Annotated in this window: 13 protein-coding genes; 10 read left to right on the forward strand and 3 right to left on the reverse strand. The window is 42.5% G+C overall.

Features of this window, described 5'->3' with window-relative positions:
• Window positions 1-37: 37 nt before the first annotated feature.
• Window positions 38-1,225 carry an acyltransferase gene (locus KH400_RS05070; protein WP_217222539.1) on the reverse strand — a complete coding sequence of 396 codons (1,188 nt, stop codon included), beginning with the start codon at window positions 1,223-1,225 and terminating at the stop codon, window positions 38-40.
• 367 nt (window positions 1,226-1,592) lie between these two features.
• Here KH400_RS05070 and KH400_RS05075 point away from each other — a divergent pair, with 367 nt between their 5' ends.
• The 3 genes from KH400_RS05075 (at window position 1,593) to KH400_RS05085 (ending at window position 8,004) form a co-directional block, all read left to right on the forward strand.
• Entirely contained in the window at window positions 1,593-3,869 is a 2,277-nt protein-coding gene (locus KH400_RS05075) for an S-layer homology domain-containing protein (RefSeq protein ID WP_217222541.1), read from the forward strand.
• Window positions 3,870-4,084: 215 nt separating this feature from the next.
• Window positions 4,085-5,959 (forward strand): S-layer homology domain-containing protein, encoded by a 1,875-nt coding sequence (locus tag KH400_RS05080; RefSeq protein ID WP_217222543.1) that lies wholly within the window; start codon window positions 4,085-4,087, stop codon window positions 5,957-5,959.
• Window positions 5,960-6,138: 179 nt separating this feature from the next.
• On the forward strand, window positions 6,139-8,004 hold the full coding sequence (locus KH400_RS05085) for an N-acetylmuramoyl-L-alanine amidase (RefSeq protein ID WP_217222545.1): 1,866 nt from the start codon (window positions 6,139-6,141) through the stop codon (window positions 8,002-8,004).
• A gap of 74 nt (window positions 8,005-8,078) precedes the next feature.
• Here the strand turns inward: KH400_RS05085 and KH400_RS05090 are convergent, their stop codons facing one another.
• Together KH400_RS05090 and secA2 are read right to left on the reverse strand one after the other, a co-directional pair.
• Complete coding sequence (locus KH400_RS05090) at window positions 8,079-8,990, reverse strand: accessory Sec system S-layer assembly protein (protein ID WP_217222547.1); 912 nt, start codon at window positions 8,988-8,990, stop codon at window positions 8,079-8,081.
• Window positions 8,990-11,365 (reverse strand): accessory Sec system translocase SecA2, encoded by a 2,376-nt coding sequence (gene secA2, locus KH400_RS05095; protein WP_217222549.1) that lies wholly within the window; start codon window positions 11,363-11,365, stop codon window positions 8,990-8,992. The genes KH400_RS05090 and secA2 overlap by 1 nt, the downstream gene beginning before the upstream one ends.
• A 382-nt stretch (window positions 11,366-11,747) precedes the next feature.
• On the opposite strand from secA2, the gene KH400_RS05100 reads away from it, so the two are divergent.
• The 7 genes from KH400_RS05100 (at window position 11,748) to KH400_RS05130 (ending at window position 22,764) form a co-directional block, all read left to right on the forward strand.
• Window positions 11,748-12,485 (forward strand): WecB/TagA/CpsF family glycosyltransferase, encoded by a 738-nt coding sequence (locus KH400_RS05100; RefSeq protein WP_217222551.1) that lies wholly within the window; start codon window positions 11,748-11,750, stop codon window positions 12,483-12,485.
• The gene (locus tag KH400_RS05105) at window positions 12,482-14,053 is read left to right on the forward strand and encodes a putative polysaccharide biosynthesis protein (RefSeq protein ID WP_217222553.1); all 1,572 of its coding nucleotides are present in this window, start codon (window positions 12,482-12,484) and stop codon (window positions 14,051-14,053) included. Before KH400_RS05100 ends, KH400_RS05105 begins: the two co-directional genes overlap by 4 nt.
• Window positions 14,054-14,057: 4 nt before the next feature.
• Window positions 14,058-16,019 carry a DUF5693 family protein gene (locus KH400_RS05110; protein WP_217222555.1) on the forward strand — a complete coding sequence of 654 codons (1,962 nt, stop codon included), beginning with the start codon at window positions 14,058-14,060 and terminating at the stop codon, window positions 16,017-16,019.
• Entirely contained in the window at window positions 16,016-17,086 is a 1,071-nt protein-coding gene (gene csaB, locus KH400_RS05115) for a polysaccharide pyruvyl transferase CsaB (RefSeq protein WP_217222558.1), read from the forward strand. The genes KH400_RS05110 and csaB overlap by 4 nt, the downstream gene beginning before the upstream one ends.
• Window positions 17,087-17,618: 532 nt before the next feature.
• Complete coding sequence (locus KH400_RS05120; RefSeq protein WP_217222560.1) at window positions 17,619-18,665, forward strand: glycosyltransferase family 4 protein; 1,047 nt, start codon at window positions 17,619-17,621, stop codon at window positions 18,663-18,665.
• Window positions 18,666-18,947: 282 nt separating this feature from the next.
• Window positions 18,948-20,801, forward strand: a complete 1,854-nt coding sequence (locus KH400_RS05125; RefSeq protein WP_217222563.1) for an FAD-dependent oxidoreductase — start codon at window positions 18,948-18,950, stop codon at window positions 20,799-20,801.
• Window positions 20,802-20,928: 127 nt separating this feature from the next.
• The gene (locus KH400_RS05130; RefSeq protein WP_217222565.1) at window positions 20,929-22,764 is read left to right on the forward strand and encodes an LTA synthase family protein; all 1,836 of its coding nucleotides are present in this window, start codon (window positions 20,929-20,931) and stop codon (window positions 22,762-22,764) included.
• The last annotated feature ends 135 nt before the right edge of the window (window positions 22,765-22,899 follow it).

Genomic DNA, 22,899 nt, shown 5'->3' on the forward strand with positions numbered 1-22,899 from the left:
ATCGCCACCGATTTGATCCTTCCTTATTCCCAAATCATCACCCTGATAATGTGTTTGATTGGTTTTGGTCTTGATATGGGTTTCTTTTTTCGACTTCTCGGTACGGTACTTTCTTTGGTGCTGCTCCGAAAATCATCCATGAGCCTTTAACGTATTTTAATGTTAAACCTACGACGATCCATGAGATGAATAGTGCGGCTAAAAATCCACCAACAATCCAAGCGTGATAGATGATTGGGTTTCCGCTTACCTCCATGCGACGGTAATAGAAGAGTACGAGTGGATGGAACAAATACACACCAAACGATGCTACTCCTAAGTGAATCATCGCATTAACGATACGTGCGGACCATTTTTCATAGATCCAATACGATAGCTGCATGAGCACGAGTGCTGAAGTGATCGTATGAACATTCCATAATCCCGTATAGAGCCTTGAATCTGCCCATAAACCAGTCGTTCGTGTCCAATAATAGAGATAGACGTGGGCAAGTCCGGCCCCAATCCAAACGATCCAGAGTAGAACCCAGAACAAGCCTTTCTTTGTCATAAAGTTTTCCTTCTTCACTTTCAGCCAGTCAATCGCTGTGTTGTAATGAATGCCAAGGAATGCCCCTAGGAAGTAGTAAGACATATACGAAATCGAAAGACTTCCAGTTCTTGCATAGCCAATATAGAGGTTGTTGATAATAACGAAGCCCCATTGCAATACAAATCCAATCAAAATCGAATAGGTGACGAATTTTTTACTCGCTTTAAACACCCATAGAAGCAGTGGGAACAGGATGAAAAATTGAATACTGATAAATACAAAATAAAGATGCGTATATGCACTTCCTGTTAAAAGCTTTTGTGTAAAATCAAAGAATCGTTCGCTATACGTGTAATGTCCATAGTAATAGTAAACAAGGATGCTGTAATACAAGATTGAGAACAGCAAGTACGGAACGAGAATATAGAGCAGACGCTTTTTGTAAAACCGTTTAATCAACGATTTGTCTAGTGGTCGGTTGAAATAGTTGTAAAACAAGACAAAACTGCTCAGTAAAATGAATGTCGGTGTACCAAACTTAAAAAAGATATTTATAAAATTATAGAGTGGATAATAGGTAGAACTTTGATCAAGGTCAACGACAATTTGTGAGGTTGAGTGAACAAGCAACACACCTAAAATCGCGAGCGTACGGACAATATAAATTTCATTGATTTGATTGTTGTTTGCCATTCCGAGTCCTCCTTTTAGAGTCTGTTCAAAAAGGGGTGTTTCTTCCCGTTTGAAAAGACTTAAAGCAATGGGCAGAGCCGCTGCAGGCGTGCAGCGAGTGGAGCCATTGCATAACACTTTTTAAATACGCTTTTTTAGAGGTTCTTTTATATCAATCTACAATATTACTATTATAACGAGCGCCACTGTCGAAAACAAAGGTATTTTTTGCTGGTCTAGGAAAGCGTACTAGAAACTATTGATTTACCGCTTGTCATTACGACAGCGTAATCAATTTGTAACCTTATTCTTATGTGCAAGTTTGCGTTTTTCTTGTAGAATAAATAAAGTGATTGACGTATGTTGTAAGAATATAGGAGATGAACATATGAAAGCTTACCAGTTTACTAGAGTTTTATCACTCGTGCTTGTTTTGACACTTGTTTCGATGCCGTTATATGGTACGGGTGCTGCAGCATCAACGTATGGCGATCAAGATTCGCTCTTTACGTCTGAGTTGTCACCAGGCGTCAACTATGAAAATGACTATTACCGAGGAGGGAGCATACAGCGATCGGTTCACCAGCTCACTGTCGATATGAATCATGCGGATACGAGCATCGCTCTTGGGATACCGTCACCGCTTAACCGCTTAACAACGACAACTCAACAAGCGGTAGCCAATACATATGAAGGTCATTATGTCGTCGGCGCGATTAACGGAGGTTTTTTCAATCCGACATCACGCTTTCCTTCAAGCATTGTCACAGTGAACAATCAACTCCGTTATTTTGGGCTAGCATCAGAAGATGATGATGGACCGATCCATCAGTCGGCTGCCTTTGGGATGAAAACCGATGGTACAGCGCTGATTGATAACTATGATGCAAGTCTCTCAGTATCTATCAATCAAGTCGACTTGCCAGTGACGACGATTAATCACGAGCGTTTATATGGTGAAACAGTCGTTTACACACCAGATCATTCAGAATCAACGGTAAAGGCTAACCAATATGTGACCGATGTTGTGATTACCGGAGCTTCAAAAAATCCAGCAGAGCTTTCATTTGGTGATACGATTACAGGAACTGTTGCTGAAATTGCTAGATTTGGTGAAGGTGTTGATCGTTCGATTCCTGAAGATGGATTTATTATTTCATCACATGGACAGGTGTTATCTGACCAGCTTGAAAACGTAGAAGTTGGTGATACAGTCACACTTACTGCAGAAATCGATGATCAGTGGAAACAAACCGAATTCATGATTGCAACAGGGCCAATGCTTGTAAAAGATGGGAACGTAGCGATTAGTATGAATACAGAAAGTTCATTTGCCCAGAGCCGCCACCCACGTACAGCCATTGGCGTTTCCAAGGACGGTTCAGAGCTATTCATGGTCACAGTTGACGGCCGTCAAACAGGGTTTAGTGATGGAAGTAGTTTACGAGATCTAGCAAACTATTTAATCGAGCTCGGGGCTGATCGCGCGATTAACCTCGATGGTGGTGGATCAACGACAATGGCAGCGCGCCTCCCGAGGCTTGCGTATCCAGTAGTCGTTAACAGCCCATCAGATGGACGAGAGCGTGCGGTTTCAACGACGCTTCAAGTCGTAAGTACAGAACCACCAGTTCGAGTTGATGAGGAAATGATCATTATTGACGAATTTGAAGATGTGAGCGATTGGCGTGCGGATACGGCACGTGCATCAGCGACACTTGAGAGAAGTGGAGCTTATGATCCCGTACGTCTTGGAAACTATTCCGCGAAACTTGATTACGACTATTCGACAGGTGATGAGGGAACTGCAGCAGCTTATGTAGCAGCAAGAGATTCTCAGTATTTACAAGGGCAACCAGTCGAGATTGGTGCTTGGGTGTTCGGTGATGGCAATGACCACTGGCTTCGTGGTCAAATAAGCGACCGTACCGGACAAAATCATACGATTAACTTCACCGCTGAAGACGGAATGAATTGGAGTGGCTGGCGCTACGTAAGAGCAGATATTCCAGCTAACGTTCCACATCCAATTTCATTTAATCAAATTTATGTGGCGCAACCAAATGCAGATAAGCAAGGAAAAGGGACGATTTTTATCGATCAAATCGAAGCGATCTATGACTCAAGCTATCATGTCGAGCGCTTTAGTGATATTGATAGCGAGCATTGGGCATACGGTGGTGTGATCGCTCTCAACGATCGCCATATTATTACCGGATTTACTGATGGTTCGTTCCAACCTGGTGTAAGCATTACTCGGGCACAGGCAGCTACGATGTTAGTGCGAGAGCTTGGGCTTGATACAGAGAATCGCCCGGCGCCTGATTTTAACGATGTCCGTGCGACGTCAGGTTACTACGATGTGATCGCAACGGTTGCTGATGAAGGTTTACTAACCGGAAAAGCGGAGAAAACCTTTGCCCCAAATGAGTCATTAACACGTGCGGAAATGGCCGTGATCATGCAACGAGCTTACAACCTAGTTGGTGAAACTGAAGAGCAGTTTAGCGATGTGAACACGGAACATTGGGCACATGGAGCAATTAACACGCTAGCGGCTAATGACCTTGCTGGTGGATACCCAGATGGCACATTTGGTCCGAGCAACGAGATTACTAGAGCTGAGTTTTCTGTATTGATGTACCGAGTCATTGATGATCTATAACAGCACTAGGGAAAAAGGTAGAAATTGCGACAAAAATACCTATGTTCACTGAGTGCATTCTGCTACAATAAGTAGTAGTTTGATATTTTTATACAAATGAGTACAAGCGTATACATATAGGCCGTTCCGTCATTATAGGTGAGGGTATTGGGCCTGTATGTAAAACGTAGAATTATAGATCGTCTGAACCTTGATTTGTGAAGGGAGTTTTTAATGTGAAAAAGGTTATCGCCTTTTGTTTGATCGTGGCACTCATTGTAGCAATGCCATTTTCAGTAAGTGCTAACCAAAACGATGATCTCGTTGACCACTCGCTAGAAGAGGAAATGAGATCAGTGATTGATCGTGGCATTATGAGAGGCTATCGTGACGGTGTCTATGGGCCGGATGATTCGATCACACGTGCGCAATTTGCGACATTTATTGCCCGGGCACTAAATCTACCAACAGGATCATCTGATTTTGATGATGTTGCTGATGATTATCTATTAAGAGGTGGGATATCAAGAGCAGCATCAGCTGGTATCGTTGGTGGTTACCCCGGTAATGTCTTTCATCCTGATGAAAACATTACGAGAGAGCAAATGGCTGTCATGATTGACCGTGCGTTAGAGTATCAAAATGTTTCACGAAACACGGTTCACCTGTCATTTACCGATGTCGACAACATTCATCCGATGTATCGCACAGCGATCGCTCATAATGTTTACTTTGGAATTATCCAAGGAATGCCACGCGGCGATGGCACATATCAGTTTGGACCAAAAGATCATGCGACACGCGCCCATGCGGCAGCGTTTATTGACCGAATGTTACATGTTGCGGAAAATGATGGGGAACGAATCGTCCATTATCAGCTTGCGACGATTGATCAACAAGGAAATGTTCAATTTGCACCTCAGCAGTATACAAGTTTTGACGATGCGAACAATCAACGTTCGAATCAACAAGTGATTTATTTGGGACAAGACATGATTAAGATGAATGATGGAATCGTGACCGCAGCACCGTCAGAAGGGAACTTCATTGTGATTATTTATGATGAAGATCGAAAAACTCAGCTGGCTTATGTAAATGCTGGTGCTGAAATGGAGTACCTAGATGCTGATGAAGATTTCGTAAAAGTTCAGTTTGCTGATGCGGTTGGCTATGTTGAGCAAACGGAAGTGATGCTCACACCGACAGCACTACTAGAAGGTCAATCATATTATAAAAATGTTGATGGTGACCTTTTACACTATATTTATAACCCGCTAACGAATCGTTACGTATCTTATATGTATGGACCTGCTCCTTCATTTTTAGAGGAGAACCAAGAGTATACGAGCATCAATGGTTGGGAGTTTTATAATCGTGCGAACCAAAAGGTAGGCGAAGCACGTCAATATTTTAATTACTTGCCACTACGAACAAAAACTAATTATTCAGCAGAAGAGTTGAACGAGTATATCAAAGCCGTACGTCCTGACAGTCCATTAGCGGAATTAGGGCATGTCTTTAAAGAGGCAGAAGAAGAGTATGAGCTCAATGCACTATACTTGCTAGCAAAAGCGATCCATGAAAGTAACTATGCTCAAAGTCAAATTGCACAAGAAAAGTACAACCTATTTGGCTTACGTGCAACGGACAGCGATCCACTGCGTAATGCAGAGACATTTGATAGCTTTGAAGATTCAATTATGTATATCGCTGATTATGTATCACAGCGTTATGTCGATCCAAATGGATGGTATTTTAATAGTGCCGTTCTTGGTAACAAGAGTATTGGCTTGAATGTTAGCTATGCTTCTGATCCATTCTGGGGTCAAAAGATTGCTGGTCACATGTACCGTGCCGACAAGTTTTTAGGTCAAAAAGATCTAAACTACTACACTATTGGCAAAACAACTAGTTTTTTAAATGTTAGGCATGAGCCAAATACAAACATTGCAGCACAGTTCACATATCCGAATCCAGGCGTGTATCTTGCCATACTAGAAGAAAGCACGCAAGCGGATGGAACGTGGTACAAAATTTATTCAGACCATATGGATTTTACACATGCACATGTTCATGGTGATTATGTAACTGAAATTACAACGGTGAGATAAGAGAGATCTTGTATTTGTTCATTGTTTTAGTTTTATAGAGGGAATGCACTGCATATGCAGAGGTGTTTCCTCTTTTTCACTTATAGATTCTGTTCAAAAAGGGGTGTTTTCTCCGTTTGAACAGAATCTATAAACAAGCTCTTATATAGTAGTTACAATTTTATTAAGGAGGGATTCATTTGAGTGTCAGGAAGGTTTTGCTGCTAACTCTTAGTGTGTTGCTGATATTGTCCACCTTTGCCCTACCATCGGTTCTAGCAGCAGACAAAGGTAAGGTGACAGGCAGCAGTTTAAATGTTCGTTCGGCACCTGATACAACAGCTGAACGTGTCGGAAGCTTAAGCCATGGCGCTACCGTGACGATTACAGATGTCGTTGATGAATGGTATGAAATTGATTATGACAATGCGAGCGCCTTTGTTCACGGTGATTTTGTTGAAGTAGCACCACAAGCAAATCCATCGAATGAAAACGCTACGAATGAGCGCAACACGATTAAAATTTTTGTTGATGAAGTTCAAGTGGAGCTTCCATTTGATGAGCCACCAATGGTTGATAATCATTTATTAGTGCCATTCCGTGCAATTGGTGAAGCGTTAGATATTGACGTTCGCTGGATGGGGGAATCTAAACAGGTATGGTCATCGAATACAACAACAGAGGTCCTATTTACGATTGATGATGAGATCACTAGAGTAAATGGTGATTTTATCTCCGTAAGTCCGGCACCACGTATTGTTGAAAGCAGTACCGTCATTCCGCTTCGCTTCTTTGCAGAAACATTTGATGCTGACGTGAATTGGAATCAAAGCACACGTGAAGCGCATATTAATAGCCCTGCAGAAGTGAAGGATGAGTCAACCGAGGAAGTTGTTGAAGAAACGGAAGAAGAACAGCGTGATGAAGAGAAGGTAGACGAGCCGCCAGTTGCTGAGGGCCCAGAGGTTGACATTGAGGACCTTCCTGAGGTTGAGGCTAATGGTGAGTATGCAGCTGTTGTTAATGCATCTCCACTCAATGTGCGAGCTGGACCTGGGACAGATTATGAATCAGTTGACCGTTTGACAAGAGGGGATCAAGTCATTGTTACAAGCTTTAATAATCGCTGGGTAAATGTTGAATATGATGAGGGCAAGGAAGGGTATGTCCAATCATTGTATTTAGATCTGTATAAAGATGATGAGGTTATTAAGCTCCTTGGTGAGCCTACGGTTGAACAAGCGGAAGGTCAGACGACGATCACACTGCCGAAAATTGGTGGAAGTATCCGTTCATCTGATCGAGAAGTTGCCGATCAAGTCTATCAATTATCTGTATCAGCATCAGAAACATTTGAATTTCCTGATCGAGTTAGAGGACTTGAACGAACACAATATGTAGAAGAAGGTCACCGCACTCACATTTATTTATACATAGAAGATGATTATCACCCGGTCATTCAACATTCGGATGACGATGTGATCATTACACTAAGCCATGGTGATTTCACTGAGGCTCCTAATCTTGGAGGTCAGAAAATTGTGATTGATGCTGGTCATGGTGGTAAGGATCCAGGCGCCATTGCCAACGGATTAGAGGAAAAAGAAATTGTTCTAGATGTTAGCTTGCGCGTTCAGCGATTGCTTGAAGCGGCTGATTTCGATGTTACGATGACTAGAACAGATGATACGTATTTAACATTGGCAGAACGAGTACAAATCGCTCATGACGTTAATGCAGATTCATTTGTAAGTATTCATGCGAATGCAGCAGAGAATACAAACGCTTCGGGAACGGAGACTTACTGGAATGCCACGCATTCGAGCGAAAATAGTCACGCTCTTGCTGAAGTGATTCAAGAAAAGTTACTTGAAAAGCTCGACACAAATGACCGTGGTGTCAAAGACGGTTCGTTCTATGTGATCCGTAATGCGAAGATGCCAAGTATCCTCGTTGAATTAGGGTTTATGACAAACCTTGGGGATGCTGAGATCTTAAGGTCCGATCGTTACCGCGAGTATGCGGCTGAGGCGATTGCTGAAGGATTAATAGAGTATTATGAGTAGGTAATTAAAAAGGCTGAAGTGACTGCTATCTCGTTTAATGAGATGACTGTCACTTCAGCCTTATTTTTTGCACTTTATTTCTTTTGTTCAGGTGGATATGCTTTCCACTTACTTAAATCAATTGATTCTTTTGTAATTAAGGATTTCGGGAAGATGAATGTCCATGGCTTACTTGTGTTTGCTTTGACCTGCAGCTTTTCAAGCTTGAAGCCACCTTTAGCAATCACTTCGCCGCTTGCATCTTCAACTTGTAATGGTAGTTGCTCTAAATTAACATTCTTCTCACTACCGTTACGGATTAATAGCGTAACATGAAGGTCACCATTCTCCGCTTGGTTCGCTTTTAAGCCCATAAAGTTCACTTCACCAGCTTTTGGTGGTGTAAGCTTGTTCACCATTTCCTCCAGTTGCTGCTTGCTTTCTTCTGCTAGTGACTTCTCCCAGCTTTCAGCAAGTTCTAATGAGTGCTTTCTTGATGTTGGCTTCAGTTGGAAGGCAAGTTTCCAGCCTTCAGCAGGAAGTTCTGTTGTAAACAAGTCTTTTGATGTAAATTTGAAATTCCACGGACGAGCGCTTTTTGCTGGGATTTCACCGACATCAGCAAGGTTGAACGCTTTGCGTCCTAATACTTCATCATTATCATCTAATAAAACAAGTGTCGCATCTTCTAATTTAATCGCCTTATCTAAACTGTTACGAACGAATGCAGCGATTCGGTATGAACCGTCATCACTTTGCATAATATTGATGCCTGAAAGTGACAATTGGTTCGGCTTAAGTGGAGGTAATTCCTGATTTAAAAACTGAAACGCATAGCGATCTTCTTTTGGAATGTTCCACTCAGGGTGAATCGATAGCTCTGTATAAATCTCGTCATCACTGCTATCTGTTGATGTTTCATCAAGTAATTCCTCCGATGAAACTGTACTTTCGCTTCCTTCCATTTTCGGGCTTTCCCCATTTTTCTTTTTAAAAAAAGGTAGCATTATTGTTCCCCCTCGTTCTCTTTAAAGTAAGGCTTTGTCACCTTTGTTAAATGGATGCTGGCATCACGCTCTAAGGAGTGATACATGATCGTAAATAGCTCGTAGCCTTCGCGCGTATAGATACGCATAGGATCTTCTTGGCTATAGCCACGTAAGCCAATCCCCTCTTTCAGACGATTCATCTCTTCGATGTGTTGTAGCCAGTGAAAGTCAATCGTCATTAATAAAATGCGGTTGCATTTCGCTTGAACATTCTCATTATCTGAGAGTTGTTTTAATTTTTCAATATAGTTCTTTGATTTTTCAGCAACGATTTCTTTTACTTCACTAACATCGACCACGTCCTTGCCAAATGAAATGTTGGCGTCTGCAAGAATGTGGTTTAGGCGGGTTGATAACTCAGTTAAGTTCCATTCTTCTGGGAGCAGTTCTTTCGGGCAATATTGCTCAACGAACTGTTCAGCACTTGATTCGATCATTGGTAATAAGATCGATAGTGGATCATCACTTTCAAGCACACGGTTACGTAATTCGTAAATGACATTTCGCTGTTCGTTGACGATGTTATCGAGTTTCAACGTATATTCTCGTGCTGCATAGTTCGCATCTTCACACATCCGTTGAGCACGGTCAATGAGCGTGTAGATGTCTTTATTGGTAATTACACCATCGCTATCGGTTGTTAGCTTGTTTTCATGTTTGAACTTGTCAATATCATCACGACCAAAGCGCTGAATCATCTCATCTTCAATCGAAATGAAAAATTGCGTCTCACCTGGGTCACCTTGACGACCTGAGCGTCCTTTTAACTGATTATCGATTCGACGACTCTCATGACGCTCTGTCCCGAGCACAAACAATCCGCCAAGTTCGGCTACGCCTTCACCGAGCATAATATCTGTTCCACGCCCAGCCATGTTTGTCGCGATCGTTACTTGGTGTTTCTGTCCGGCAAGTGAAATCAGCTGCACTTCGTTTTCAACACTTTTCGCATTAAGAAGTTCATATGGAATTTCAGCCTCATCAAGGTAAGTAGCCATCGTTTCAGACTGAATAATCGATGCTGTTCCGATCAGAACTGGTTGCCCTGTTTCATGACGCTTTTTCACTTCATTGGCAACGGCCTTGTACTTTTGCTCTGTTGTCGCAAAGACGATGTCCTGCTTATCTTCACGGATACGCGGTTTGTTCGTTGGTACTTGGATAACATCCATACCGTAAAGCATTTGGAACTCTTTTTCTTCCGTTTTTGCTGTCCCAGTCATTCCGGATAGTTTCGGGTACATACGGAAGTAGTTTTGGATCGTAATCATCGCTTGTGTTTTGTTTTCTTCGGTGATCTGTAGGCCTTCTTTCGCTTCAAGCGCTTGGTGTAGACCATCGCTAAATGTACGACCTTCCATCACACGTCCGGTAAACATATCAACAAGCTGAATTTGCCCTTCTTTTACGATATAGTCGACATCGCGACGGAACATCACGCGTGCACGTAATGCTTGTAGGACAAAGTGATAGAGTGTTTGATGTTCAAGGTCATACAGGTTATCAATTCCAAATGCACGTTCAACCTTTGTAATCCCGTCATCGGTTAAGTTTGTTGATTTCGTAATGGGATCGTATAAATAATCCTCATCCGCTTTGAAGCTACGCGCCATTTTCGCACAAATGTGGTAGAGACTTGGATTGACCTGTGTTTTTCCGGCAATGATTAATGGTGTCTTTGCCTCGTCGACAAGGACACTGTCAATTTCATCGATAATCGCAAAGTGGAATGGACGCTGAACGCGTTGGCCAACGCTATATACCATATTGTCACGTAAGAGGTCGAAACCAAATTCATTACCAATACCGTACGTAATATCCGCTTGATAAGCCGCTTTCTTTTCGGCGGGTGGCAATTGTGAAATATTCAAGCCAACCGTTAACCCTAAAAACTCATGAACTTGTCCAATCAGCTCACGGTCACGTTTGGCTAAGTACTCATTAACTGTAATGACGTGAACGCCTTTGCCTTCAAGGGCACGCAAATAACTTGGAAGTGAAGCAACAAGTGTTTTCCCTTCCCCTGTTGGCATTTCAGAAATATCACCTTCATTTAAAACAAGTCCACCGATGAGCTGGACATCATAGTGACGTAGGCCAAGCACACGCTTTGACGCTTCGCGGACGACAGCAAATGCTTCAGGTTTGATGTCATCGAGCGCTTTTCCATTGGCTAGTTTGTCTTTAAATTCAGTTGTTTTCGCTTGTAACTCTTCATCTGATAGCTTTTCGATTTGAGGTTCAAGCTTATTTATGCGCTCAACGATTTTTTGGTACTTCTTCAATTTTCGCTGTTGTTCGTCACCGATTAACTTTTTTATCGTACCGAGCATAGTATTCTCTCCTTAAAATTAGCATCCTGATCAAGCTGTTCAAAATGGTTCGTTAGTAGGTAGGTATTTTGAACAGACCTTACACTTTTTTACACGCTCTAATAGTATAACATGAATTAAATATTCAATAACAGTTGTGAAATTATAGTAAAACCGGCCGTTGACCTTTTAGAGTCTGTTCAAAAAGGGATGTTTTTCCCTAGCAGGCGTGGCAGCGAGTGGAGCCATTGCATAACACATTTTAAACATGCTCTTCTAGGGTAGGAGGTCAAAATGAACGGAAATTACAAGCTTTCACATACGGATTCGATTCCCAAGTTCGTGTTTTTTTGATATGATTTGCTAGGAAGTATAAATCTAGAGAATAAGATGGTGATTTGATTTGTCTTATGAGAAAGTGTCGATTCTTGGGGTCGATTTTATTAATACAACAATGAATGAAATGATTGCAAGGTTAGGGGATCATTTGGAAAAGGAAGAAAAGGCGTTTGTCGTCACGGCTAATCCTGAAATTGTCCTTGCTGCACACAATGATCAAGACTATCAAAAGCTGCTAGCAAAGGCAAACTATATTACAGCTGATGGGATCGGTGTCGTCAAAGCCGCTCAATTGTTAGGTCAACCACTGCCTGAGCGAGTCACGGGCTTTGATATGTTTATGGCGTTATTACAACTCGCAAACGAAAAGTCGTACAAGCTTTACTTACTCGGAGCAAAGCCAGAAGTGCTTGAGAAGACGAAGCAAGCGGTTGAAAGCCAATTTCCGAATGTAACGATCGTCGGCTCTCATCACGGCTTTTTTGAGTGGGACGAGCCAACGATTGAGAATGAAATTAAGGAGACAGAACCTGATCTTGTCTTTGTCGCGCTCGGCTTTCCGCGTCAGGAAAAATGGATCTCAGAACGAATTTCTTCCTTTAATAAGGGAATCTTCATTGGTATCGGCGGGAGCTTCGACGTTTTAGCAGGAGAAGTAAACCGTGCGCCTGAAATTTGGCAAAAGCTTAATGTCGAGTGGCTATACCGACTGATTCAACAGCCGTCGCGGTGGAAACGGATGATGGCATTGCCGATTTTTGCAGGCAAAGTGATTGGTCAGAAAGTTAAGGGTAGCAAATGAGTCAAACATTTGTAAAAGGTGCACTGCTGTTAACGATTGCGACGTTTCTGTCGAAGGTGCTAGGCAGTGTCTTTCGAATTCCATTACAAAATATTGCTGGTGATGAAGTATTAGGAATCTTTTCGATTGTTTATCCTGTCTATATGACGGTGTTAACGATCTCTGTTGCCGGTATTCCAATTGCGATCTCGAAATTGATCTCTGAAGCGCGGGTCAAAAAGGATGAGACCGAGGTTCGCAACGTGTTTGTGACCGCAAGTATTTTAGCGTTTACGTTAGGTTGTACAAGTTTCATTATTTTATTTAGTTTCGCCGATTATATTGCCGTTGTCCTTGGTGGAACGTATGCGACGTATTCGATTATGGTCGTATCCTTCACATTAATTATTGCGCCGTATATGGCTGTCTACCGTGGGTTCTTCCAGGGCTATGACATTATGAATCCGACCGCATATTCACAAGTGCTTGAGCAATTTGTGCGCGTCGCCTTAATATTAGTCGCGGCTTACTATTTGGTCGCGCAACAGGCGCCAAATGACGTTGTTGCTGCTGGAGTTATGATCGGTTCTTCGATCGGTGCGCTTGCATCACTCTTGTATTTGCGGGTGACGTTTACGAAGTCAGGGCTAAAGCCAGGGGCTAGCGAAAAATATAGTTGGTCAACATTTAAAACATTTGCAAAGCGAATTTTAGTATTATCCATTCCGATCTGTGTCGGTGCCTTGACGATGGCTCTCTTAAACCTCGTCGATTCCGTCACTGTCTCAAACCAACTTCGTGCTGTTGGCAATAGCGAGGCAGATGTTGCCTTTTTATATGGGATTTATGGGCGTGGCTTGGCGCTCGTGCAAATCGCTGTTGTGTTTGCGAGTGCGCTCATTTTACCGTTAATCCCGTTAATTACAGGGGCGCTAGCGAAAAATGAAATTGAGCGAACGCGGGAGATTACGGAAAAGGCATTAAAGTTTACGCACTTAACGGCATGGCCGGCAGCGATCGGTTTACTCGCATTATCGATTCCGATAAACCTTGCATTATTTACGGACTTAGAAGGGAATGCCGTTATTGCGGTGCTTTCTTTTAGTGCGTTGTTCACTGCATTTTCCGTGTTAACAACAGGGGTCTTGCAAGGGATGAATCGCCCGAATCAAGCCGCTGTGATCGTGATGATTGCGGCGGGGTTAAAGGTTGTTTTAAATATTATCCTCGTGCGCCAGTTTGGTTTAATGGGGGCGGCGGTATCGACGTTAGTGACGTATATCGTCCTCACTAGTTTAAACCTGTGGATGATGCACCGCACGATTCCTTTTAAAGTGGTGAAACGTGATGTGTTTGTCTTTAGTGGTGCGAGCCTTGTCATGGGTGCAGTGAATGCAGCGCCGCTTGCGTTTGTTGATGTGTCGGACTGGACGCGTCTGACCGCGTTTTTATATGTTTGTGGAATGATTTTGGTCGGTGCCGTTATTTATGGCTTGCTGATCGTAGTAGGAAAAGGATTTTCAAAGCAAGAGTTAGAAGGATTACCGCTTGTAGGGAAGCTTGTCGGCAAGCGTCGAAAGGGTGTATAGATGAATGAAAAAGTGGTTATGGGGCATTGTCATCATTGCCATGCTCGTTGGAATCCCATCTTTATATGAACGAATCGCTGTAGAAGATGAAAACCGCAACTATGAAGTCGCGATTCCGTATGATGAGATTGAAGAGATGGTTACTTTCGGGCAGCAGGTGTACCCGAAGGAAGAGGTGTACCGCCAGCTTCATCAGGCGGGTGTGCATTCGGTCGGAATTGAACCGATGACGATTAGTGATTTGGAAAGTGAAGACCTCGGGATTATTAGCGAGGTTTCTCAAGCCGAGCTAATCAGCGATTATCCGTTGATTAGTACTCATATTGAAAATGATGTTGGCATGTATTTTAAAGTATTTGATGAAGATCATTATGGAATTCAGCTGCTTGTTGAGGCGTTTAACAATGAATATGAATTGCAAAATGAACGACTAAAAGCAGAAGGAAGGCCAATTGAACGGGACTTGAGCGTAAATCGCTTCACGGTCGGAGATGATACGATTTACTTTTTTCCGTACGCGTACAGCAAATCGAAACCAATTGGTTATGATATTGAAATTGTTGAGGAGTTAATCGATGCTGGGTTTTCCATTGTGCCGAGACTTTCGAATAACTATCCTTATATAGAAGAGGAAAACTACTATATTTATGAACAACTTGCGCAAATGCGTGAGCTTGGCGCAGAGCATTTACTGTTCACAGGCACTGAGGTGCCAGGCACCGGTGATGTTGAAATCATCCGGGCGTTCGCTGAAAACATCGATGATCTAGGCTATAACATTGTTACTGTTGAATTTAATCCACAAGCAGGTATGCAGACGCTACTAGCCACTGGTGACTTTGATGTTATTCGCTTATTAAGTGTTGATTACCTTGAAAAAAATAATTTCGAAGAGCAGCATGGAGAAATGGAGAAGTTCGTTCGTGGGGTGAAGGAACGTAACATTCGCATGTTTTACATTAACCTCTTAGGTGATGATCAGCGTTATCATTCACTTTCAGAAGGGATTCAAGGGATTGAAGGTGCGGTTACATTTATTGAGAAGCTTCATGAGCGCGTACCCGATCAATTTAAGGCAGGCTCAGCACAGCCATTCTCTGAGCTCGTTCCATCAACGCTTGTGAAGATCATTTCTCTCGTTGGTGTCGTTGCCTTTATTACACTGTTCATGCAAACTGCATTGCCGTCATTAACGAAGCTAGTGACAGCCGGAATGGCCCTACTCGTTCTCTTGCAACTAGTGACTGGTAGCAGCATCGTTCTCCAAGGGGTTGCACTGATTACGAGTATCGTTGGTGCGATGTTCGCGGTGCTAGCGATTAAGGATGTCCGTGATTGGAAGGATCTTATCCTGCAATACGTAAAAGCGGTGGCGATTGCTTTTGTCGCAATTTGGTTTATTGTTCTGCTGTTATATGGAACAGAGTATCTTGTTAAAATCGCTCAATTTAGAGGTGTTAAAGTTCTTGCAGCTTTACCAATGCTCATTGGGGCACTTCTCTTGTTCCGAGACAAGCTAAAGTGGTTCTTCTCATTAACTGTCCGATACTGGCATGTGGCGATTATGGTCGTATTAGGTGCTGTTTTATTATTCTACGTTGGTCGGACTGGTAACGAAGGAGTGGCATTGCCACTTGAAATGCAGTTTAGACAAATGCTTGAGAACATTTTATATGTGCGCCCACGAACAACCGAGTTTTTAATTGGGTTTCCGTTCTTCTTCCTTGGCTTGTATTTAATGAAGGAAAAGAAGGCATTTGCACCGATCTTTTTACTACTCGGGTTTATCGCCTTCTCATCAATGATTAGTACATTTACACACTTGCATACGCCGTTCTTGATTTCCGGCTTACGGACGATTTACAGCATCGTCTTCGGTGCAGGGATCGGTCTTGTCTTAATCGCTGTTTATAAAGTGGTTGAGAACCGACTCTATCCGTGGGTGAAGGCGAGGTGGAGTGAATGAGAGTAGTGCTTTCAGGTTATTATGGCTTTCATAATGTTGGTGATGAGGCGATTTTGTTCTCGATTATTGCTGCGTTAAAAGCCGAACAGCCGGACATTGAGATCGTTGTTTTATCGAATGATCCTGACTATACGAAAAAAACGTATCAAGTGGAGGCGGTGAATCGCTGGCAGCTAAAAGAAGTGTCACAAGCGATCCGTTCAGCCGATGGTGTCATTAGTGGTGGTGGCAGTCTCTTGCAAGATAAAACCGGAAATCGCAGTGTGATTTATTATAGTGGCATTATGATGATTGCTCGCGCTTATAAAAAGCCATTTGTCATTTATGCGCAAGGAATTGGACCGGTCGATAAAAAGGTGAACCAGCGAATCACGAAAGTAGCCATATCAAAAGCAAAGCTCGTCACTGTCCGTGACGAGGCATCTAAGCAATTTTTGAAGGACATTGGCTTGAAAAATGAGGTCAGCGTCGTCCCAGATCCTGTGCTTGGGATTGATGTTAATACTCGTAGCAGTGACTGGGTTCAAGAGCAGTCACTAAAGCAACCAATGCTTGCCGTTTCTGTTCGCGATTGGCCGAGCAGTGATAACTACAAAGAGGCGATCGCTGGAGCGCTTGATCAAGCAGCTGGATTAGGATACAAGGTTGTGTTTGTGCCGATGCATGGCGAACATGATGCCGAGACGTCCAAGGAAGTTGCAGCGATGATGAGTGCAGAGGCGCTGATTTCACCTCATGACGCTTCGATTGAAGAAAAAATTGCCGTCATTGGCGAATCTGCTATGTTGGTCGGAATGCGTCTCCATGCGTTAATCTTTGCCGCGGTCGTTGAAACGCCATTTTTAGCGTTATCGTACGACCCAAAAATCGATGCCTTTGCTGACCTTTGCCAACAACCTGTCGCAGCTGATGTTCATGATCGATTATCAGCTGAAGAGCTGTTTGAAAAAATCAAGCAACACAGTGAGCAACTTGAAGAAGAAAAGCAAAAGATGAACGTCTATGTAGCACAAGCTAAACAAGAAGCGAAACAAACCGCAGCACGTGCACTTGCATGCTTTCGTTAATAAATCCTACGCGCCGATTGTTATCTTAGGATAGCAGCCGGCGCGTTTTTTATGTAACATGGTATTTTTCCTAGGAAATGTGAGAGCAACAGTAACTGACATTAAGAAGGTGATCTTTGTAAAGCACGGGCGGGCAGGAAGTCGAGACCCCTACAAAAGAAGAGGGTGCCAACAAAGAGCGTAGTCCCCAAACGGTGCTAACCGTTTGCGGCGACGATAGTCGACGTAGTGAACCGATGGAGAGTGCGGTAAAAGCCTGCTATTGGCTTTTACAAGCGCTCGCAATCGGGTCACGTAAGGGACAAAGCGGCTTCACTTCACTTGATTGGTGAAGATCTCTATCTTCCCTAATTTGATGCGAAGTTCAAAATTGTGTGAAAGTGTGTAGATGGAGTGAATTTATGTAAAAAAGAATATTCAAGATATCAAGTCTATGATATAATCCTATCTGTGCTAGATTGAGAGCAAGTCCAATTTTTTTATAAATAAAAACTAAACTTTTGGGAAAAGGTAATGAAAAGGGAGGGTCAATATGCAGTACGTTTTGACGTTATTGATCTGTTTTTTATGTGCATTGTTTATTACACCTGTAGTTAGAAAATTTGCCATCAAAATTGGTGCGACAGATAAGCCAAACGAACGAAAAGTTCACCAAAAATTAATGGCGCGCCTTGGTGGTCTAGCGATATATATTAGCTTTTTACTCGGTATTGTCATTTTGCAGCCGGAAAGTACGTACACGATTCCGATTCTAATCGGTGGTTTCATTATTATTGTGACCGGATTTTTGGATGATATGATGGAGTTATCAGCGAAATGGAAACTGTTCGGGCAGATCCTTGCAGCAGTTGTCGTGATCATTGGCGGGGTTCAAGTTCAGTTTATTAACTTGCCATTTGAAAACCAACTTCATCTTGGCTGGTTCAGCATTCCGATTACGTTATTATGGATCATCGGGATTACGAACGCGATTAACTTAATCGACGGTCTTGATGGGCTAGCTGCTGGAGTGTCTTCGATTGTCTTAATTACGATTACGGCGATGGCGATGTTAGATGGAAACTTATTTATCGTTGCCCTCGGTACGATCTTACTTGGAAGTACGCTTGGATTTTTAGTGCATAACTTTAATCCAGCAAAAATTTTCATGGGCGATACGGGTGCGTTATTTTTAGGGTTTATGATTGCCGTGATTTCGTTGCTCGGATTTAAAAATGTTACGGTGTTCTCGTTATTAATCCCAGTCATCATCTTAGCCGTTCCGATTTCAGATACGTTCTTTGCAATCATTCGTCGTATCGTGAACAAAAAGCCGTTATCGGCGCCGGATAAATCACATTTACACCATTGCTTATTACGTCTTGGTTTCTCGCATAAAAAGACGGTCTTACTTATCTATGCAATGAGTGCATTTTTCGGACTGGCGGCTGTCCTACTTACGCAATCAACATTATGGGTATCACTACTGATTATTACAATCATATTAGTAGCGATTGAATTGATTGTTGAGCTTGTTGGCTTAGTCAGTACGAAATATCAACCGATGTTGAATTTTTTCCGCCGCATTGCGCGGATGTAATGAAATAAGTATCTTTGAAAGGGACCCCTCCTCCTGTTGGTGGGGTCTCTTTTTTTTGCCCTTTTGGGGGTGCCTGGCACCTTAGTTTTGTCTTCTCTACGTCGACTATCGTCGCCGCAAACGTTGGCACCGTTTTGGGACTCGCTACACTCATAGTTGGTGCCTGGCACCCCAACAACGGTGCCAGGCACCAACATCTGCACCAACATCTTTCATTGTTTAACTTTGGAGGAAGAGGATCAAAATATTGGTAAATTGATTTTGATCGGGGGTTGGAGTGAAATGAGGGGTAAAGCGTTCCTTATAATTTTCCTTTTGGTAGCGACTGTTGGTATTTATAGTATTGTCTATGCGAACGGAAGTGTTGAGCAGTCACAGGTTCAAGAGCGATATGATGTTGTTGTTATCGGTGGTGAGCCAGAAGGGGTGGCAGCAGCGGTTGCGGCAGCTCGTAATGGGGCAAAGACGTTACTTGTTGAAGATCGTGAAGCGCTAGGTGGCTTGATGACGTTAGGGATGCTCAATTATTTAGATACATACAGTGGCGTTGATGGAAAGCCTGGTGTTGCTGGACTATTTGCTGAGTGGCATGAGCAAGTTGGTGGGAAACAAGCCTTTTCAATCGATGAGTCGAAAGAAGCTTTTTTGTCACTCGTTGAAAATGAAGAGAACTTGTCATTAGCCTTACAAACCAACTTTATTGACGTTATAAAAACCAACGATGGCAAGACTGTCGTTGGGGCGAAATTACGAACGCAGGAAGGCACAGAGGTTAACGTTTATGCAGATCGTTTTATTGATGCGACTCAAGATGCCGATTTTGCGGCTTTTGCTGGTGCTCATTATTTTGTCGGCGGTGAAGATATTCTTGAAGATGAGCGTGTCATGGGCGTGACACTTATGATCCACCTAAGAGGAGTCGATTGGGGGAGAGTGAAGGAAACAGCGAGAGCTGAAACTTTCGGTGTGGCACAAGTAACAGAAGACGTTGCCTGGGGTTTTAGTGACTTGCACGATAGGTATGAACCAACGGAAGAAAATACACGTTTACGAGGGTTAAACCTTGTTAAAGTTGGTGATGAAGAGGATGCCGACTATTATATTAATGCTTTACAGATCTTTGGTGTCAATGTATTTGATCAACAAGCAATTGAAAAGGCGATTGAAAAAGGGAAACGTGAAACCGAAGCGATTGTTAGCTACTTACAGGAGGAGTTCCCCGGGTTTGAGCAAGCCGATATAGCAAGCTTTCCGAACGAATTGTATGTTCGTGAATCAAGGCACATCCTAGCTGAGTATCAGCTACCGATGGCTGATGTTTGGACGAACCGTGACCATTGGGATGGGATCGCTTATGGCGGTTATCCAGTCGATGTACAGGCAACATCCGTTCATGATTTCGGCTATATATTAGCCAACCCGAGGCAATATGCGATTCCTTTTCGCTCACTCGTTCCACTAGACATTGAGGGAGTAATTGTCGTCGGACGCTCTGCCGGTTACTCATCAGTCGCAGCAGGAAGTGCGCGCGTGATCCCTACAGGAATGGCAGTCGGTGAAGCGGGTGGTGTAGCTACCGCGCTTTCTATCGAGCAAGGGGTCAGTTATCGTCAGTTAGCCTATGATAAAGGATTAGTAACTAAATTACAAACCCGTCTGAAAAAACAAGGGGCGAAGCTAGGGCAATTTGAGGTCGATTACCCGTACCAAGGGGAATGGTATGATGAAGCTGTGCAATCTTTAATCAATCTTGGTTTACTCGTTGGAGGTTATGATAATGATCTTGGCGTTGATGAGGAGCTAACAGTAAAGCATTTCAAACAGACGCTGCTTCTAAACGGGTTGAAGCGTACGAATCTTGATGCGTATGATCAATATAAACAATCGATTGAAGCGGTTTTTGGAGATACGTTAGCCAATGACGCGACTCTATCACGTGATCAGCTGGCCGAGGATTTATTAGAAATTTTTGTTCCTCACACTCGAGTGAATGATCAGCCTTGGCAGCAGGCCTATGAAGAGGGTCTCATTGATGAGGAGTTATATAAGCGCGTACAAGAAGATCGTGTGCTGTTACGAAAGGAAGGTATCTACTTAGTAACAACTATAATAAATGATAGGAGAGAGGGTGCCTGACACTATGGTGTCAGGCACCCTCTTTTAACCATTCTTGTCGAATAAACCATAATTGAATGCATGTTTAGAGTGTAACTAGAGTACACTTTTTATAAGCTTGTTTTATTCTTCAAGGGAGTTGAACACTATGGTAGAAAACAGGTTGTCGTTTTTATACAGTCATTTTTTCTACTTCCTTATCACGTTGTGGGCGAAAATTTTTTTCATGCGTTTGTTGATTTTTGAAGATCAATACCCATTTTACGCTCTGTTATTTGAAATGCCAGTCATCGTATTGCTTTTTCTGATGATTGAAGTAAGTACAGATAAATGGAAAACATTCGTTTATTATGTCACCAACTTTATCGTTACGACAGCTTTGTTATCCCTGGTTGTTTATTATCACTTTTTTGAAACGATTCCATCGATCTATACTCTTAGTAACATCAATCAACTCGGGGCCATACAGGACACGATTATGGCATCTGTTAATCCAATCTATTTGTTATTTTACCTCGATTTTATTTTATTGGTTTTATTCTATCTTGTCGGTAAGTATCCGTTAACGAACAACATAACGTTTGCAAAAATCCCACTTGTTATCACTGCATCGGTTGCCTTTGTGATCATGATTGGAAATAGCATTGGTGTGACGACCGATTATATTTTAAACCCAATAGAAGTTTCTAGGTCAAGTGGTGTCTTTACGTATCAATGGGTAGCTGCACAAAACCAAATTGAACGTAAGCATAGTGAGGACGACATCACGATGAAATCGGTCCAACAGTTAAAAACTGTTAATCAAGTGAGTGAACCTGATTACTTTGGTTTGGCCGAAGATAAACATATCATTATGATACAATTTGAAGCGTTGCAACAGTTTGTGCTTCATCAAACAATTAACGGTCAAGAGATTACACCTACTTTAAATCAATTAACAAATAAGGGCGTTTATTTTCCAAACTTCTATCAACAAATTGGTGCTGGGAATACCTCTGACGCTGAATTTATTGCAAATACTAGCCTTTATCCGCCTGGTGGTGAAAGCGCATCGGCAGCTTACGGAAAAAAGGAAATCCCAAGCCTTCCACGTTTGTTGGAGGGATATGACACATTGACATTCCATGCTAATGATATTTCCTTCTGGGATCGTGATCAACTGTATGAAGCTCTTGGGTTTGATTCGTATTATGACAGTGATTTTTTTGGTGAGGAGGACGTCATTGGGATTGGACCATCCGATGACATTCTTTTTCAAAAGGGTTTTGAAGTATTACTTGAACGGCACGAGCAAAATAAAAAATTTTATAGCCAGTTTGTCACATTATCAAGCCATCATCCCTTCAACATCCCTGAACGAAAAGAAAAATTTCCACTCCCTGCCGATGTTGAAGGAAGTTATATCGGTAACTATCTACAATCCATTCATTATACAGATGCTGCGATCGGTCGTTTTCTGGAAAAATTAAAGCAGTATGAACTTATGGATGAGATACTGCTTGTGATTTATGGTGATCATTTTGGATTAGCAGAGGGTGATTTAAAAGAAAACGATCAGGAACTCTTAACAACACTTATTGGTCACGAATATCATAAGCTTGATAAATACAATGTTCCTTTTATCATTTATTCATCTGAAATTAATGAGGGAAAGAAAGTGGACATTCTTGGAGGGCAAATAGATATTTTACCGACAGTTGCGAACGTTATCGGACATGAACTTGATGACTTCCTTCACTTCGGACAAGACCTGATCAATTCGAAGACCAATCTAATTACAATGAATTATTACCTCCCGCCAGGATCATTTTTAACAGATGAACTTTATTTCGTTCCCGAAAATGGGTTTGAAGACGGTAAACTGCTAAATTTCCAAAGTCGGACGAGGATCAATGAAATGAGTGAATACGAACACTTATACAAACGTTCACTTGAATTGCTTAAAGCCTCTGACCGTTATGTGCGAAGCTTACCCGAGCGTTAAAGAAATGGTGCCAGGCACCCATCATTTCTTGGCACCATTTCTGGGCAATGAGCGGAGTAGCTACCTTTTTTGAAAGTCCTACGATGAGTGGGTTTCTCATCGTAGGACGAGTCGCGGACGAAGCCATTGCCGTCC

Origin of the sequence: Desertibacillus haloalkaliphilus (assembly GCF_019039105.1) — a bacterium.
Classification (GTDB): Bacteria; Bacillota; Bacilli; order Bacillales; family KJ1-10-99; genus Desertibacillus; species Desertibacillus haloalkaliphilus.